At 74.1% G+C, this 16487-nt stretch carries 15 protein-coding genes and 1 pseudogene; 3 read left to right on the top strand and 13 right to left on the bottom strand.

Features of this window, described 5'->3' with window-relative positions; translation table 11 throughout:
* Positions 1-192 (bottom strand): hypothetical protein (locus E1266_RS38940; RefSeq protein WP_207945924.1); only part of this gene is annotated, 192 nt, incomplete at its 3' end.
* A gap of 3 nt (positions 193-195) precedes the next feature.
* A complete protein-coding gene (locus tag E1266_RS26090) occupies positions 196-1815 on the bottom strand; it encodes an MFS transporter (protein ID WP_132051332.1) in 1620 nt (539 codons plus the stop codon).
* Between the two features lie 155 nt (positions 1816-1970).
* Between E1266_RS26090 and E1266_RS26085 the strand changes: the two genes are divergently transcribed.
* Entirely contained in the window at positions 1971-2645 is a 675-nt protein-coding gene (locus E1266_RS26085; protein WP_132051329.1) for a TetR family transcriptional regulator, read from the top strand.
* Between the two features lie 57 nt (positions 2646-2702).
* Here E1266_RS26085 and E1266_RS26080 read toward each other — a convergent pair whose 3' ends face one another.
* Genes E1266_RS26080 through E1266_RS26070 form a run of 3 tightly spaced genes read right to left on the bottom strand, consistent with a single transcriptional unit; the run spans position 2703 to position 6637 of the window.
* The gene (locus tag E1266_RS26080; protein WP_132051327.1) at positions 2703-3875 is read right to left on the bottom strand and encodes an acyl-CoA dehydrogenase family protein; all 1173 of its coding nucleotides are present in this window, start codon (positions 3873-3875) and stop codon (positions 2703-2705) included.
* A complete protein-coding gene (locus E1266_RS26075; RefSeq protein ID WP_132051325.1) occupies positions 3875-4993 on the bottom strand; it encodes an acyl-CoA dehydrogenase family protein in 1119 nt (372 codons plus the stop codon). Before E1266_RS26075 ends, E1266_RS26080 begins: the two co-directional genes overlap by 1 nt.
* A complete protein-coding gene (locus tag E1266_RS26070) occupies positions 4994-6637 on the bottom strand; it encodes an AMP-binding protein (protein WP_132051323.1) in 1644 nt (547 codons plus the stop codon). It lies immediately after the preceding gene.
* A gap of 336 nt (positions 6638-6973) precedes the next feature.
* On the opposite strand from E1266_RS26070, the gene E1266_RS26065 reads away from it, so the two are divergent.
* Positions 6974-7537, top strand: coding sequence for a TetR family transcriptional regulator (locus E1266_RS26065; RefSeq protein WP_229808788.1), 564 nt, complete (start codon positions 6974-6976; stop codon positions 7535-7537).
* Positions 7538-7592: 55 nt separating this feature from the next.
* On the opposite strand, the gene E1266_RS26060 is transcribed toward E1266_RS26065, so the two are convergent.
* A complete protein-coding gene (locus E1266_RS26060; RefSeq protein ID WP_132051319.1) occupies positions 7593-8597 on the bottom strand; it encodes a CU044_5270 family protein in 1005 nt (334 codons plus the stop codon).
* Entirely contained in the window at positions 8597-9172 is a 576-nt protein-coding gene (locus E1266_RS26055; RefSeq protein ID WP_132051317.1) for a sigma-70 family RNA polymerase sigma factor, read from the bottom strand. Before E1266_RS26055 ends, E1266_RS26060 begins: the two co-directional genes overlap by 1 nt.
* Positions 9173-9394: 222 nt before the next feature.
* Here E1266_RS26055 and E1266_RS38200 point away from each other — a divergent pair, with 222 nt between their 5' ends.
* Positions 9395-9631: a DUF397 domain-containing protein gene (locus E1266_RS38200; protein ID WP_165966210.1), complete on the top strand. Its 237-nt coding sequence runs from the start codon at positions 9395-9397 to the stop codon at positions 9629-9631.
* A gap of 55 nt (positions 9632-9686) precedes the next feature.
* Here E1266_RS38200 and alc read toward each other — a convergent pair whose 3' ends face one another.
* The 6 genes and pseudogenes from alc to E1266_RS26020 all read right to left on the bottom strand — a co-directional run.
* Positions 9687-10682, bottom strand: a complete 996-nt coding sequence (gene alc, locus E1266_RS26045; RefSeq protein WP_132051315.1) for an allantoicase — start codon at positions 10680-10682, stop codon at positions 9687-9689.
* A complete protein-coding gene (gene allB, locus E1266_RS26040; RefSeq protein WP_132051313.1) occupies positions 10679-12025 on the bottom strand; it encodes an allantoinase AllB in 1347 nt (448 codons plus the stop codon). Before allB ends, alc begins: the two co-directional genes overlap by 4 nt.
* Entirely contained in the window at positions 12013-14358 is a 2346-nt protein-coding gene (pucD, locus tag E1266_RS26035) for a xanthine dehydrogenase subunit D (RefSeq protein WP_207945923.1), read from the bottom strand. Before pucD ends, allB begins: the two co-directional genes overlap by 13 nt.
* Positions 14358-15758, bottom strand: a complete 1401-nt coding sequence (locus tag E1266_RS26030) for an 8-oxoguanine deaminase (protein ID WP_243718885.1) — start codon at positions 15756-15758, stop codon at positions 14358-14360. The genes pucD and E1266_RS26030 overlap by 1 nt, the downstream gene beginning before the upstream one ends.
* Entirely contained in the window at positions 15755-16240 is a 486-nt protein-coding gene (locus E1266_RS26025; RefSeq protein WP_132051311.1) for a (2Fe-2S)-binding protein, read from the bottom strand. The genes E1266_RS26030 and E1266_RS26025 overlap by 4 nt, the downstream gene beginning before the upstream one ends.
* Positions 16240-16487, bottom strand: a pseudogene (locus E1266_RS26020) (xanthine dehydrogenase family protein subunit M); the annotation flags it as partial. The pseudogene E1266_RS26020 and the gene E1266_RS26025, both read right to left, overlap by 1 nt.

Here is a 16487-nt window from a genome sequence, read left to right as displayed (position 1 = left end):
CCCCACGACCCCGCCGCCGGACACCCCGACGGACCCGCCGTCCGACGACCCGGGCGACGGGGACTCCGGCACCCCGTCCCCCAGCCCGACGTCCAACCCGGAGCCGTCCCCGAGCGGCGGCTGACCCCGCACGACCGGCCCGCGCACGACCGGCCCGCGCACGACCGGCCCGCGCACGACCGGCCCGCGCACGGCTCACACCGCCGCGGCGCCCTCGACCGGGGACGACCCGCGCCGGACGAGCAGGGCCGCGAGGATCGCGGCGGCGGCGACCATCCCGGCGACGGTCAGCGAGGTCTGGAAGCCGTCCATGAACGCGAGGTGGCTTCCGGTGGTGATGGCCTCGGCGGCCGGCTCCGGCGTGCCGGGCGGGACGGGCGCGCCGCCCTGCGAGACGATCCCGCCCTGGCTCGTGAGCCGCCGCGCGGCCCCGCCGGGGACGCCCGCGTCCGTCAGCCTGCCGAACAGCACGTCGCCGACCCTCGTGGACAGCAGCACCCCGAGGACCGACGTCCCGAGGACGCCGCCGACCTGCGCGGCGGTCTGCTGCAGCCCGCCCGCGACGCCGGCGAGGTGCGCGGGGGCGTTGCCCACGATCGCCTCGGTCCCGGCGACGATCACCATCCCGAACGCCAGGCCGATCAGCACGAACCACGGCCAGAGCTCGACGTAGGGGGCCGCCGCTCCGATGCGCGACAGGCCGAGCAGCGCGGCGGCGGTGAAGGCCATGCCGAGCGCGAGCGGCACCCGCGGCCCGAAGCGGCTCGTCAGCGCGCCCGCGATCGGTGACGCGACGATGAACACGGCGGTCATCGGCAGCATCCGCACGCCGGCCTCCACCGGGCTCATGCCGTGGACCTGCTGCAGGTAGAGGGTGATGAAGAAGATCGTCCCGAACATCGCGAAGAAGCCGAGGACGATGAGCCCGGTCGCCGCCGACAGCGACACCGAGCGGAACAGCCCGAGCGGGAGCAGCGGACGCTCGACGCGCAGCTCGTGCCACACGAACGCGGCGAGCAGGACCGCCGAGACGGCGAGCGACACCAGCGGGACCACGTCGCCGAAGCCGTCCTCGCCCGCCCTGATCAGGCCCCAGACGAGGCCGAACAGCGCGCCGGTGAGCAGCGCGACGCCGGGCAGGTCGAAGGAGCCGGCGGCGCCCTCGTCCCGCGACTCGCGGATCACCCGGAGCCCGACGAGGAGCGCGACGAGGCCGAGCGGGGCGTTGAGGAAGAAGACCGACTCCCAGTTGACGTTCTCGACCAGCAGCCCGGCCACGATCGGCCCGCCCGCGATGGAGATGCCGAGCGTGGAGCCCCAGACGCCGATCGCGGTGTTGAGCCGCTCGGCGGGGAACGTGTTGCGCAGGATGGCGAGGCTCGCGGGCTGCAGGAGCGCCCCCGCGAAGCCCTGCACGACCCGCCAGAAGATGACCGTGCCGAGGCCGCCGGACAGGCCGATCAGCACCGAGGAGACCGCGAACCCGACCACGCCGGCCAGGAACGTCCGCCTCCGCCCGAACCGGTCGGCGATCTTGCCGGCCGGGATGAGCGTGACGGCGAGCGCCAGCAGGTAGGCGTTGGTCACCCACTGGAGGCCGGACAGGCTCGCGCCGAGGTCGGCGGCGATCGCGGGGTTGGCGATGGACACGACGGTCGCGTCCAGCCCGACCATCATCACGCCGAGCGCGACGGCGACGAGCGTGAGCCACGGATGGCCGTGGCCCCTCCTGGCCGTGCGGCGCGGCGCCTTCCCGTGCGGCGGTACGCGGACGGCGCCGGGATCGAGCGTGCCGGCGCCGGTGGAATGAGTCATCGATCGATATCCCTCCGGATTGGCAGATGGCCAAAGTGTCACGAGATGACACTTGTCGTCAACCGCCTCTTGGCGTGAAGCGACATCGGTCACATGGTGACAACATTCACCCGCTGTCTCTTGGCGCGGGACCGGCGGCTGGCTACACTGCGCACATGACCGCGACCGCCCCCGAGACCGGCGCCGGGCAGGGCGCCTCCGGTCCCGGCCCCCGGCCCCCGGGCAGGCGCGAACGCAAGAAGCAGCGCACGCGCGAGGCCCTCGTCGAAGCGGCGTTCGACCTGTTCTCCGCGAAGGGGTTCGACGCCACCACCGTCGAGGAGATCGCCGACGCCGTGGACGTCTCGTCCCGCACGTTCTTCCGCTACTTCGCCTCGAAGGAGGACGTGGCGCTCACCTTCCAGGAGGAGCAGACCCGCGCCATCATGGCGGCGCTCGCCGAGCGGCCCGCCGACGAGCCGATCATGACGGCGCTGCGCCGCGCCGTCGTCGTGATCGCCCGCGCGTGCGAGGCGGGCGAGCTCGGCTTCGACCCCGGGCGCTTCCAGTGCATGCTGTCGATGATGGACGACAGCCCCGCGCTGATGGCGGGCTCGCTGGAGCACGCGCAGAAGAAGCAGGCCATCCTGATCGACTTCGTCGCCGAGCGGCTCGGCGTCGACCCCGCGACCGACCTGCGCCCGCACGTCATCGCCGCCGCGGCCACCGGCGCCTTCCAGGCCGCCGCCGAGGTGATCCGTCGGCATTGCGACGCGTTCGGCTCGATGTCGGAGACCGTCGACCAGGCCTTCGCGCTGCTGGAGGAGAGCCTCAACTACCCCCAGCGGTGATCGGCGCGGAGGCGGACGCGATCACCGCCGGGGCGCTCGATCACCGCCGGGCAGGGGTCAGCGGGGGGCGCGGGGCAGGCCGAGGCCGATCATCGCGATCAGCTCGCGCTGGATCTCGTTGACCCCGCCGCCGAACGTCAGCACCAGCGCGCCCTTGGCCAGGCGGTCGGTGGCCTCGATGAACTCCGCGGTCGCCGGGTCGCCGGGGTCGCCGTACCGGGCGAGGACGTCGCCGACGATCCGGCCGACCTCCTGCACCCGCTCCGAGCCGTAGATCTTGGTGGCGGACGCGTCCGCCGCGCCCAGCCAGCCGAGGTCCTGGTTCGCGGCGACCTGCCAGTTGAGCAGCTCGTTGACGCGCAGGTAGGCGCAGACCCGCGCGACGGCGCGGCGCACCGCGGGCTCCGCGATCAGCGGCCGGCCGTCCCGCCCGGGGGTGGTGCGGGCCCAGCGCTCGAACCGCACATGGGTGTGCCCGATGTTGCCGGCCGGCCCGAGCGTGACCCGCTCGTGGTTGAGCTGGTTGACGATGAGGTCCCAGCCCTTGTTCTCCTCGCCGATCAGCATGTCCGCCGGGACGCGGATGTCCTCGAAGTACGTCGAGTTCGTGTGGTGCCGGCCGTCCATCGTGATGATCGGCGTCCAGGAGAAGCCGGGGTCCTCGCAGTCGACGATGAGCATCGAGATGCCCTTGTGCTTCTTCGCGTCCGGGTCGGTGCGGGCGGCGAGCCACACGTAGTCGGCGGTCTGCGCGCCGGACGTGAAGATCTTCTGGCCGTTCACGACGTAGTGGTCGCCGTCCCGGACGGCCGTGGTGCGCAGGGCGGCGAGGTCGGTGCCCGCGCCCGGCTCGCTGTAGCCGATCGCGAAGTGGCACTCCCCCGCGAGGATGCGCGGGATGAAGAACTCCTTCTGCGCGTCCGTCCCGTACTGCAGGATCGTCGGGGCGACGGAGTTCAGCGTGATGAGCGGGTAGGTCACCTCGGCGCGGGCGATCTCGTTGGCGAAGATCGTCTGCTCGACGGGGCCGTAGCCGCGGCCGCCGTACTCCTTCGGCAGCGCGACGCCGAGCATCCCGTCGCGGCCGAGGCGCCGGCAGTGCTCCATGTAGGCGGGGCCGAACGGGTCCTCCAGGATCGCGGCGCGCTGCTCCGCGTCCAGGCAGTTCTCGAAGTACTCGCGCAGCTCGGCGCGGAGCCGCTTCTGCTCCTCGGTCAGGTCGATGAACATCAGGCCTCCTGTGCGACGAGCGCGCCGAGCGAATCCAGGGTCTCCTCCGCGCCGCCGAGCAGGTGCGCGCACTGCTTGCCCCAGGCGAAGTAGCGGTGCAGCGGGTAGGTGACGTCCAGCCCGATGCCGCCGTGCAGGTGCTGGCAGGTGTAGAGGGCCTGCACGACGGGGTCGCAGGCGTTGTAGGCGGCGACGGCGAGGACCTCGTCGGTGTCGGCGGCGCCCTCGGCGAGCCGCCACACGCCCGCCCAGGCGGCCACGTCGAGCGCGCGCTTGGCGATGTAGACGTCGCCGATCTGCATCGTGACGGCCTGGAACTGGGCGAGGGCGCGCTCGAACTGCTCCCGCGTCTTGACGTACTCCGTGGTCAGCGCCAGCGCGCCCTCGATGACGCCGGACGCGAGGGCGACCGCGCCCGCGACCGCCGAGCGGCGCAGCGCGTCCCACGCGGCGCCGTCGGCCGTGCCGCCGAGGAGGGCGTCCGGGCCGACCCGGGCGCCGTCGAGCGCGACGCGCGACAGCGGCTCGCTCGTCGCGGACGGCTGCGCGGTGACCGCCGCGGCGGACGGCTCGACGAGGAAGACCCCGATGCCCTCGTCCACGCCCTCGCCCTCGACGCGGGCGGGCACGAGGATCCGCGACGCCTCGCGCGCGTACGGGACGAACGTCTTCACCCCGTCGAGGACGAAGCCGTCACCGTCCCTGCGCGCGGTGGTGGCGATCTCCCCGGCCGGGCCGACCTCGCGGTACGCGCCCGTCAGCACCGTCTCGCCTTCGGTCAGCGGGCCCAGCAGCGCCTTCTGCTCGGCCGTGCCGTGCAGCCCGATCGGGACGGCCGCGAGCGCGAGCGACGCGTACACCGGGACGGGCGCGACCTTGAGGCCGACCTCCCGCAGGACGACCGCCAGCTCGACCGGCCCGAGGCCCGCGCCGCCCGCGTCCTCCGGCAGGACGAGCCCGAGCAGCCCGGCCTGGGCGAGGGCCTTCCACGTCACCGTGTCGTACGCCGCGCCGCTCTTCTCGAAAGCCTCAAGCCGCTCCCGGGTCGCCTCGCGTTCCAGGAGCCCGGCAGCCAGCTTCTTGATCTCCTGCTGGGTCTCGTCGAGGTTGAAGTCCACTCATCCGCTCCGTTCCAGGAGGTGCAGCCGGCCGCGCTTCTCGAACTCCGCCCGGAGCCCGGCCGCGTCCTCCGCTGTCATCCGGCGGTAGGCGACGTCCCGGCCGGGCCGCCACCACACCGGGTCGTCGGTCTGCCAGCCGTCCCTGACCAGCCGGCGCTTGAGGATCTTGTTGGAGGCGGTCGCGGGCAGGTCCCGCATGACCCGGACGTACCGCGGCGGCCATTTCGGGCTCAGGTCCGCGCGGCCGCGCAGGTACGCGGCGAACGCGGCCGGGTCGAAGCCGTCCGCCGCGAGCGCCAGCATCACCTGGTCGCCGGACGCCGCGTCCGGCACCCCGTACACCGCGAGCTGCCGGACGCCCGGCAGCTCCGCCAGGGCGCGCTCCACCTGGGCGGCGCCGAAGTTCTCGCCGTCCACCCGGAGCCGGTCGGCGCTGCGGCCGGCGAAGAAGATGTAGCCGTCCGCGTCGGCGTAGGCGAGGTCGCCGCTCCAGAACATGCCGTCGCGGAGCCGGTCGGGCGCGTCCTCCCGGTAGTAGCCGTCGAACAGCCCGAGGTCGCCCGTGTTGACCAGTTCGCCGATGGCCTCGTCGCCGTTCAGGACGCGGCCGGCGGCGTCGAACTCCGCGGGCGGGCACGGCTCGCCGGTCGCGGGGTCGAGGATCGCGATGCCGTCGGCGATCCTCCCCAGCGAGCCGGGCGGGCCGAAAGGGTCGGTGACCAGCGAGATCGCCGTCTCGGTCGAGCCGTAGCCGTCGATGACGAAGCAGCCGAACCGCTCCCCGAACGCCTTCTGCTCCAGCGGCGCGGCCTCGTTCCCGAACGCGAACTGGAGGGGGTTGTCGGCGTCGTCCTCGGCCTGCGGCGTCGCGAGCACGTACGAGAGCGCCTTGCCGACGTAGTGCAGGTAGGTGCAGCCGTGCGCGCGGATGTCGGGCAGGACGGCGGACGCCGAGAACCTCGTGCGCAGCACCAGCTCGGCTCCGGCGGCCAGCGCGGGCGCGTACGCCGCCATGACGGCGCCGGAGTGGAACAGCGGCATCGGGCTGTAGACGACCGACTCCGCCGACAGCATGCGCTCGGCGAGCATCACGCCCGGCACGTGCACCTTCCGGTGGGTGACGCGGACGGCCCGCGGCCGCCCCGACGTCCCGGAGGTGAAGATCAGCATGAGCAGGGTGCCGTCGCCGATGCCGGACGTGTCCGGGAGCGGGGAGCCTGCGAAGGGGGCGAGCCGCGCGCGGTGGGCGCCGTCCTCCACGTCGTGGACGGGGAGCCCGAGCTCCGCGGCCTTCGCGGCGTGCCCGGGCCCGGTGAGGACGAGGTCGCAGTCGGCGCGCTCGGCGTCGCCCGCCAGCTCGGCGGCGCTGCGCGTCGGGTTCAGCGCGACGAGCACCGACCCCGACAGCGCCGCCCCGCCGAGGAGGAACACGAACTCGGGGACGTTGTCGAGGAGCACGCCCACGTGGACCGGGCGGTCGCGGCCACCCGCGGCGGTGTCGCTGAGGGACGTCATCCAGGCGGCGCGGGCCGCGCTTTCGGCGACGACCTCGCGCCACGTCCAGGCGCCGTCGCCGCCGGCCCGGCGCAGTCCCGGGCGGCCGTCGTCCGCCCTCGCCTCCAGCAGTGCCGCGACGCTCACCCTGCCACCTCCCGGGCCGACCCCACGGCGAAAAAGTAGAACAGATTCTAGTCTGTGTCCAGAGGCATGATCGGGCTCGATCCCGGGCAGATTCTCCAGGCATGTCTAGGTTCACCGGCCGGGTGAAGGCACCGGCCGGACCGCCCCTCGCCACGGATCAGATAACACGTTCTCATGGGCTGTATCCTGGGCGGGACACGTCGGGCGACCGCGCCCGCTCAGGAGGGATCGACCGTGACCGCAGAGCCGACGGTGACCGGGGACGAGACCCGGGGTCAGCCCGCGGGACAGGCGGCAGGACAGGCGGCGGGGCAGGCGGCGCAGCCGGGGCAGAGCGTGCGCTCGCGCAGCCAGCACCAGCGGCGCAAGCGTATCGTGCAGGCGGCGGCCGCGCTGGCGTCCCGCGGCGGCATCGAGGCGATGCAGATGCGCACCGTCTCCGAGCGCGCGGGGGTCGCCCTCGGCACCCTGTACCGCTACTTCCCGTCCAAGATGGACCTGGTCGTCGCGGTCGTGAGCGAGGAGCTCGACCTGCTGGAGGCCAGCATCGAGCGCCGCCCGCCCCGCGCGGGCGACGCGCCGCAGCGCGCGGTGGAGGTGCTGATGCGCGCGACCCGCGGGCTGATGCGCGAGCCGGAGCTGGCCGAGGCGCTGATCCGCTCGCTGCTGCTCTCCGACGTCAAGACCGACTTCGGCGACCGGATGACCGGGATGCTGCTGCTCGCCGCGTCCGGCCGCCCGGAGACCTTCTCCGCCGACGACCCGCGCCGCCTGGTGGCCCGCGCGCTGTCCGGCATCTGGACCATGGAGATGATCGAGATGCTGCGCGGCAACGCCACCGCCGAGGAGATCCAGGCGCGCCTGGAGATCTCCGCCGCCCGCCTGCTCATCGACCCCTGAGGGCGGGCGGGCCGGACGGTCCCGGCCCGCCCGCCCCGGTCCGGCGGGCAACGGCTCAGGGCCGCTGCCCCGCCTCGTCCACGATGCCCGCCCTGGCGCGGACCGTGATGTTCAGCAGGTCGCCCTTCTTCACCCGCATGGTCGCGTCCGTCCCCCGGGCGGTGTGATCCTTGAGGGCGACCGACCGCTCGCCCAGGTAGGTGTAGGTGGCCGGGTCCAGCAGCAGTTCCTGGTGCAGCCACCCCTCAGCGACGCGCCCGACTCCGAGTGCCGGGCGTCCCGCCGCGTCCGCCCGCCCCTCGGCGAGCGTCACGCCCGGGATCAGCTTGATCGCGCGGAACACCGCCGCCTCCGTCTTCGGCGGCAGGACGTTGTCCCGCAGGACCGCGCCGAGCATCGAGTACGCGGTCGAGTACCGCCCCTCCGGCGTCTCGCCGAGCCCGCCCGCCTCCCGGTACATCCGCTGGAGCAGCGCGGACGGGTCGGTCGGCAGCGCCGCCAGCGAGCGGTAGTCGCTCGGCGGCGTCGTCGGCGGCATCCCGCTGTACACGAGCCCGCCCTTGTCGAGGGCGGCCGACTTCGTGCCGTCGGCCCGCTTCCAGTTGCGCTTCACGACGGTGTCGCGCGGGTCCCGCGACACCGGGCCGTTCGGGCGCGCTCCCGTCCGCAGTGTCGACTCGACGTAGATCCACTGGTCGGGACGGGGCGGCGTGAACGGCCGTGCCTCCGCGGCGAGGGCGGCGCGCTCCAGCGCCTCCCCGGCGCTGGCCACCGGGCCCGCCGGGATGCCGGGGAGCACCGCGCGGGGCCTGCCGTCCTCGTCGGTGCCCCCGCCGGTCTGCACGACGGTCACGCCCACGGCGGCGGCGGCCGCCAGTGCGCCCACCGCGGCGAGCCGGACGCCGAACCGCGGCAGCCGGACGCCCGTCCGGGATGCGGCGCGGGGCCGCTCCCGCCCGGCCGCGCGTTCGAGCAGGGCCGTGCGGGCGGCGGCGCGGGCCGTGTCCGCGGGCGGCTCGCAGTCCGCCCACGCGTCTCGCAGAATGTCCAGATCGTTCATCAGTCCATGTCCTTTCCGAAGTCGGCGGGGGCGCCCAGCGCGGCGCGGACCTTCCGGCGGGCCCGGTGCAGCCGCGACCTCGCCGTCCCGGCGGGGATGCCGAGCGCCTCCGCCGCCTCCTGCAGGCTCAGCTGCGCCCAGGCGACGAGCAGCAGCACGTCCCGGTCGCCGCGGGACAGCCCGCCGAGCGCGGCCGCCAGCGGGCCGCGCGCCGCCTCGGCGTCGATCCGCCCGGCGACGCCGTCGGCGTGGCCCTCGGCGGCGTCGCGGCCCAGGGACCGGGCGAGGGCCCGGTACTGGCGCACCTCGGCGCGGTGGTGCCGGGCGATGAGGTTGGACGCGATCCCGTACAGCCAGGGCCGCGCGTCGCCCTTCGACGCGTCGTAGCGCTCCCGCCGGTCGAAGGCGATCAGGAAGGTCTCGGCGGCGACGTCGTCGGCGGGTCCCGCGCCGAGCCGCCGCGCCGCGTACCCGTGGATCGCCGTGTAGTGGCGGTCGAAGAGGACGGCGAAGCACTCGGGCTCGTGCCGGGACCGCCGCAGGATCTCGGCGTCGCCGGCGGTCACCGCGACCATGCCGGTCCTCCCCGGGTCGCGGCCGGTCTTTCTGCGGCCGGTCTTTCTCGGGTCATGTCGTGCCCTCCGGATTCGGCGAGTCGTTCACCTTGCTTCGCCGACACCCCGTGTCGCGTTCACGGTGCTCCCGGAACGCCGCCGTCGCCGGGGCGCTTTCCATGTGCCGCGGGTCCCATCCCTACTAGCCTTGAATCCCACTACCTGGACGAAGAAGGTGTGCCAGTGACCGAGCAGGAACCGATCCTCAGCGACGGGGTCATCATCGAGTTCATCGATGGCAAGGACGTCCCCGTCCAGCACAAGGACTTCGGTGAGCGGGCCGTCGTCATGCGCGACGCCAAGAAGCCGGAGGGCCCGATCCTCTACTTCACCGAGGCCGAGTGGGACGCCTTCATCGCGGGCGTCAAGGACGGCGAGTTCGACGACCTCCTGGAAGAGGACCCCACCGAGACCGCCTGAACCGGCCTCGGGGACGGGCCTCGGAGACGGGCCCCACCGCCGGGACGCTGCGCGCTCAAGCGCCGCGCAGCCGGTCCCACCTGGCGGTGAGGGCCCGTTCCGCTTCCGGGGCCAGGTCGCCGAGGAGCCGGAGGCGGGCTATGCCGCCGTCCGGGTGGATGTCCAGGCGGACGTGGGTCACCTCCGGTGTGGCGAGGCGGAAGCGGTGGCGGGTGTCGGGCAGGAGGTCCGTTCTCGGTAGGAGGCGGCTCCAGGTGTCCCCTACACGGGCGTCCATGCCGGAGAGCGCGGCCTGGGCGGGGGCGTTGAACTTCAGGTTCGCGGTGTCGATCTCGGCGAGCCGGATGGTGCCGGGTGCCGCGAGCCGGATCACGGCCCAGTCGTTGCCGTCGTCGCGGCGGCGGGCGGTCTCCCAGCCCTCCGCCTGGTTGCGCGCGAGCCCCGGGAAAAGCATGTTGTCGGGCGACGAGTAGAACATGTCCGAGCACTCGACGACGCGGGCGCCGTTCTCCAGGGCGGCCAGGTCGACCGTGAGGCCCGTCAGGAGGCGCGGGTCTGCGACGACCTCGCCGTGCACCCGGAGCCGCGCTATGCCGCCGTCGGGGAACATGTTGAGCCGGACGTGGGTGAACAGGCGTTCCGCGTCGACCTCGAACGCGTGGGCGCTGTCGCCCTTCAGCGGGCTCTTCGGGACGATCTCCACCCAGTCGGCGCCGGAGAGGTCGGCCGGGTAGCCGTCCACGGCGCACGCCTCGACGGACGCGTGCGGCGGGAAGTTGCCCCGGAACCAGGCGGTGTCGATCACGACGCCGCGGACGACGCCGGGCAGGCCGAGCCGGACCAGCGCCCAGTCGTGGCCGGGCCCGCGGCGCCGGGCGGTCTCCCACCCGTCGTACAGCTGGCCCTTCGGCCCGAACGTCTCCGGGGAGAACGCCGGCGCCCACGGGTTGAGGAGGTTCTCCTTCTCCGCGAACGACTCGTCGCTGGCGGCGATGACGGATCCGCCGAGGGTGCGGACGGCCAGGTCCGGGAGGGACGTGAAGTCGCTCATCGCTCCTGCCTGGTGAGCAGCCGGCCGGCTGGCGAGCCCGTGGTGGACGAGCCCGTGGTGGACGAGCCCGTGGTGGACGAGCCCGTGACGGGGACGCCGCGCAGCCAGGTGGTCTGGACGACCCCGGCCAGCGTGCGGCCTCCGTAGGGGGTGACGGGGTGGCGGTGGTGCAGGGCCGAGGGGGTGACGGTGAAGGTCTCGTCGGGGGCGAAGGCGACGAGGTCGGCGTCGTTGCCGACCGCTATCCCGCCCTTGCCTGAAACCCCGGCCAGGGCGGCGGGTGCCTCGGACATCCAGCGGACGACCGAGTGGAGCGTATGGCCGCGCGCCCGTGCGGCCGTCCAGACGACGGGAAGGCCGAGCTGGAGGGACGAGATGCCGCCCCACGCGGTGGCGAAGTCGCCGCGTTTCAGCTCGGGCGTGCAGGGCGAGTGGTCGGTGACGACGCAGGAGAGGACGCCCGAGGCGAGCCCCTGCCAGAGCGCCTCGCGGTTGGCGGCGTCCCGGATGGGCGGGCAGCACTTGGACGCGGTGTCCCGGGCGTCGCCGTCCGTCAGCGTCAGGTAGTGCGGGCAGGTCTCGGCGGTCACCGGGAGGCCGTCGGCCTGCGCTTTCGCCAGGACGTCGAGGCAGTCGGCGGCGGACACGTGCAGGATGTGCGCGCGCGCCCCCGTCTCCTCCGCCAGCCGGACGACGCGCTCCGCGGCGAGGCGTTCCGCGGACGGCGGGCGCGAGGCCAGGAACTCCGCGTAGCCGCCGCCGGACGGAGACGCCAGCGACGCGGGGTCCTCGGCGTGGACGAGGACCAGCCCGCCGAACGAGGCGATCTCCCGGAACGCGTCCCGCATCCCGTCCGGCGGGAGCGGCGGGAACTCCGGGACGCCCGAGTGGGACATGAAGCACTTGAACCCGAAGACGCCCAGCTCGTGCAGCGGCCGCAGCGAGGGCAGGTTCCCCGGGATGGCACCGCCCCAGAAGCCGGTGTCCACCGCGCACGCCCCCTCGGCGGCGGCGCGCTTGGCGGCGAGCGCGTCCGGGTCGACGGTGGGCGGCAGCGAGTTCAGCGGCATGTCGACGATGGTGGTGACGCCGCCCGACGCGGCGGCGCGGGTCGCGGCGGCGAAGCCCTCCCACTCGGTGCGTCCCGGCTCGTTGACGTGGACGTGGGTGTCGACCAGGCCCGGCAGCAGCGCGACGTCTCCCAGGTCCAGGACGGCCTCGGCCAGGTCGCGGACCTCGTAAGGGGAGATCGCCGTGATCCGCCCGTCCAGGATGGAGACGGCGGCCGGGCGCTCCCCGTCGGGCAGGACGGTCCGCCGCGACCGGATCGTCAGGCCGTCCACGGGGCGCCTCGCACGATGTGCTCGGGCCTGACCGGGACCCGGTTGAGGGCCTTGCCCGTCGCGTCCCGGATCGCGGCGACGATGGCGGGCGTGGACGACAGCGTCGGCGGCTCCCCGGCGCCCCGCAGCCCGTAGGGCGCGGCGGGATCGGGGTTCTCCAGGATGTCGAGCCGCATGGGCGGCATGTCGAGGATCGTCGGGATCAGGTAGTCGGTGAACGACGGGTTGCGGACGAGGCCGTCCGCCACGACGATCTCCTCCATCACGGCGAGGCCGAGGCCCTGCGCGGACCCGCCGTGGATCTGGCCCTCCACCCCCGTCCGGTTGATGATCTTGCCGACGTCCTGGACGGCGGCCATCTCCACGACCTTGACGAGCCCGAGGTCGACGTCCACGTCGACCACGGCCCGGTGGACGCACAGGGCGAGCTGGGTGTGGCTGCTGCCCTGCCCGGTGACGGGGTCGAGGGCGGTGGTGGGCCGGTGGTGGTACTCGCGGGTCTGCTCGACGACCTCGTCGCCGAGGACGTCCTCGACGGTGCCGAGCACGCCGTCCGCCCGCGAGACGATCTTCCCGCCGGCGACGGCGAGGTCGTCGGCGGCCCACCGTCCGCCGAGGCGGCGGGCGGCGAGCGCGAGCAGTTCGGCGCGCACCGCCTCGCAGGCCGCCTTGACCGCGCCGCCCGTCATGTACGACTGCCGGGACGCGCTGGAGGAGCCCGCGTCGCCCACCCGGTCGTCGGCCGGGGCGATCGTGACCCTCTGCACGCCCAGCTCGGTCCGCGCGATCTGCGCCTTGACGGTGACGAGCCCCTGCCCGACCTCGGCGGCGGCGGTGTGCACGAGCGCGGTCGCCTCGCCGCCAATGACCTCCAGCCGGACGCGGGCGGTGGAGTAGTCGTCGAACCCCTCGGAGAAGCAGATGTTCTTGATCCCGACGCCGTAGCCGACGCCCCGCACGACGCCCTCGCCGTGCGTGGTCTGCGCCACCCCGCCCGGCAGGTTCCGCAGGTCGGACGGGTCGAGCGGCGGCGGCAGCGGCATCGCCTCCAGCCGGGTCAGCATCTCCGCGAGCGGCGCCGGGGAGTCGATGACCTGCCCGGTCGCGAGCCTGGACCCCTGCGTGACGGCGTTGCGGCGGCGGATCTCGACCGGGTCGAGCCCGCAGGCCGCCGCGAGCCGGTCCATCATCGACTCGTAGGCGAAGCACGCCTGCACGGCGCCGAACCCGCGCATCGCGCCGCACGGCGGGTTGTTGGTGTAGACGCCGTACGCGTCGATCTCGATGTTGGGGATCTCGTACGGGCCTACGCCGAGCGACGCCGCGTTGCCCGTGACGTTGATCGTTGACGACGTGTACGCGCCGCCGTCCAGGACGATCTCCACGTCGGCGTAGAGGAGCTTCCCGTCCGCCGTGGCGCCGTACTCGTACCGCATCTGGGCGGGGTGCCGGTGGACGTGCCCGAAGAACGACTCGTACCGGTTGTACGACATCTTCACGGGCCTGCCGGTGTGCAGCGCGAGCATCCCCGCGTGGATCTGCATCGACAGGTCCTCGCGCCCGCCGAACGCGCCGCCGACGCCCGCGAGCGTCATGTGGATCTGGTCCTCGGCGAGGCCGAGGCACGGCGCGATCTGCTTGAGGTCGTTGTGGATCCACTGCGTGGACACGTAGAGGTCGAGGCCGCCGTCCTCGGCGGGGACCGCCAGCCCGGACTCGGGCCCGAGGAACGCCTGGTCCTGGATCCCGACCTCGTACTCGCCGGACACGACGACGTCCGCCGCCGCCCGCGCGGCGGCCACGTCGCCGACGCGGACCGGCTGGTGACGGGTGATGCCGCCGCGCTCCTGGACCTTCAGGCCCTCCGGGTCGGCGAGCACGGCGCGCGGGTCGGTGATCGGCGCGAGCACCTCGTAGCCGACGGCGATCAGCTCCATCGCCCGCCGCGCGGTCTCCGGGTGGTCCGCGGCGACGAGCGCGACCGGCTCGCCCTCGTGCCGGACCTGGTCGATGGCGAGGACGGGCTGGTCCTCGGTGTGGTCGATGCCGAACGTCTTGCGTCCCGGCACGTCCTCGTGGGTGAGGACGGCCCGGACGCCGGGCACCGCGAGGGCGGGCCCGATGTCGATCGACGTGATCAGAGCGCGGGGGTGCGGGCTGCGCAGCGTCGCGCCCCACAGCATCCCGTCCATCCAGAGGTCGGACGCGTACGCGAACTCGCCCGCGACCTTGAGCGTGCCGTCCGGCCGCAGGGGGCTGTCCCCGACGCCGCCCTGCCCCGGGGCGGCGACCCGGGAGAGGGAGGGGCCGGGGCTTCGCACCGGCGACGCCATCAGAGCACCTCCTCCGCGAGCCGCATCAGGCGGCGGTGGGCGGCGGCGCCGCGCCGCCCGGCCTCGTCCTGCGGGACGGTCACGAGCGTGTCGTCGTCCACGACCGTCCGCCCGCCGACGAGCAGCCGCCGCAGCGGCGGCGTCTTCCCGAACGCGAACGCGACCACGGGGTCGTCGACGGCCGCGTGGAAGCCGTCCACCCGCCACAGCGCGATGTCGGCGAGCCTGCCCGGTTCGAGGGAGCCGAGCTCGTCCTCGCGGCCGAGGCAGCGGGCCCCGCCGAGGGTCGCCATGTGCAGGGCCTGCCGCGCGGTCAGCGCGGTGGGGCCGTAGCGGGCGCGCTGCATGTAGACCGCCTGGCGGATCTCCCCGGCGAGCGGGACGAGTTCGGCGGACGCGGAGCCGTCCACGCCGAGGCCGACCGTCGCGCCCTCCTCCAGCAGGCGGGACACGCGGGCGATGCCGGCGCCGAGGCGCGCGTTGGAGCTCGGGCAGTGCGCCGTGCCGGTGCCCGTCTCGGCGAGCCGCTTGATGTCGGTGTCGTGGAGGTGGACGCAGTGCGCGAACCACACGTCGGGGCCGAGCCAGCCGAGGGAGTCCATGAACTCGGTCGGCGTCATGCCGAACTGCTCCGCGGTGTGCTCCTCCTCGTCGAGCGTCTCGGCGAGGTGGGTGTGCAGGCGGACGCCCTTGTCGCGGGCCAGCCGCGCCGACTCGACCAGCAGGTCCCGGCTGACGGTGAACGGGGAGCAGGGCGCGACGGCGACGCGGAGCATGGAGCCGGGCGAGGGGTCGTGGTACCGGTCGATCGCGGCGGCCGTCTCCGCGAGGATCGTGTCGAGGTCCTCCACGACCTCGTCCGGGGGCAGCCCGCCCTGCGACTGCCCGCGGTCCATCGAGCCCCGGCACGGGTGGAACCGCACGCCGATCTCGGCCGCGGCGTCGATCTCCGCCGCGAGCAGGTCACCGCGCCCGCCGGGGAACAGGTAGTGGTGGTCGGTGGACGTGGTGCAGCCCGACTTCGCGAGCCAGCCGAGGCCGGCGGACGCCGCGCCGGACACGACCTCGGCGTCCATCTTCGACCAGGGCCGGTAGAGGGTCGTCAGCCACTCGAACAGCGTGCTGTCGACGGCCAGCCCCTGGCTCGCCCACTGGTAGAGGTGGTGGTGGGTGTTGACGAGGCCGGGGGTGGCGAGGCATCCGGTGCCGTCGATCCGCTCGGCGCCGGGGGCGGGCGGCGCCGGCCCCGGGCCGACGGCCGTGATCCGGTCGCCCTCGATCACGATGTGCCCGCCCGGGTACTCCTCGCCGGAGACGGTGGCGACGTGGGCGTTCTCGATGACGATCGTTCCGCGCCAGGTGGTCTCGCGGGTGGTCTCGCGGGTCATGTCGGGGGTCATGTCGCGGCGGCCTTCCGCTCGGCGGCGAGGCGCACCGCGTCCAGGATCTTCTCGTAGCCGGTGCAGCGGCACAGGTTCCCGGCGAGCGCCTCGCGGATCTCCGCGTCGGTCGGCGCGGGGTTCCGCTCGATCAGGTCGTGCGACTGGACGATGAGGCCGGGCGTGCAGAACCCGCACTGGACGGCGCCGGTCTCGGCGAACGCCTCCTGCACGGGGTCGAGCCGCTCGTCCCCGGGCGGGCCCTCGGCGAGCCCCTCGACGGTGCGGACGTCCCGGCCCTCCACCTGCCCGGCCGCGACGAGGCACGCGCACGCCGGGACGCCGTCCAGGTAGACCGTGCAGGACCCGCATTCGCCCTGCTCGCAGGCGTTCTTCGAGCCGGGCAGGCCCATCCGCTCCCGCAGCATGTAGAGCAGGCTCTCGCCCTCCCACACGTCGTCCACGGCCTCGGCGGAACCGTTGACGGTGACGTTCACGCGCATCAGGAGGCCCTCCTTCCCGCGTTCCGGTGGTCGTTCCAGGCCCAGGTCAGGGTGCGGCGGGCCAGCACCGCCAAGGCGTGCCTGCGGTAGTCGCCCGTCCCGCGGACGTCGTCGATCGGCGACGCCGCCTCCGCCGCCAGCTCGCCGAACCGCCGCGCCGCCGCCTCGCCCAGCGGGCCGCGGCCGTCCCAGTCCAGCTCGGCGGAGGCGAACTCCTCGGCGGCGGCGGCGCGGCGCGGCGTCGGGG

This window comes from Actinomadura sp. 7K534 (assembly GCF_004348575.1).
Taxonomy (GTDB): Bacteria; Actinomycetota; Actinomycetes; order Streptosporangiales; family Streptosporangiaceae; genus Spirillospora; species Spirillospora livida.
This window is presented reverse-complemented; position numbering and strand designations above follow the sequence as displayed.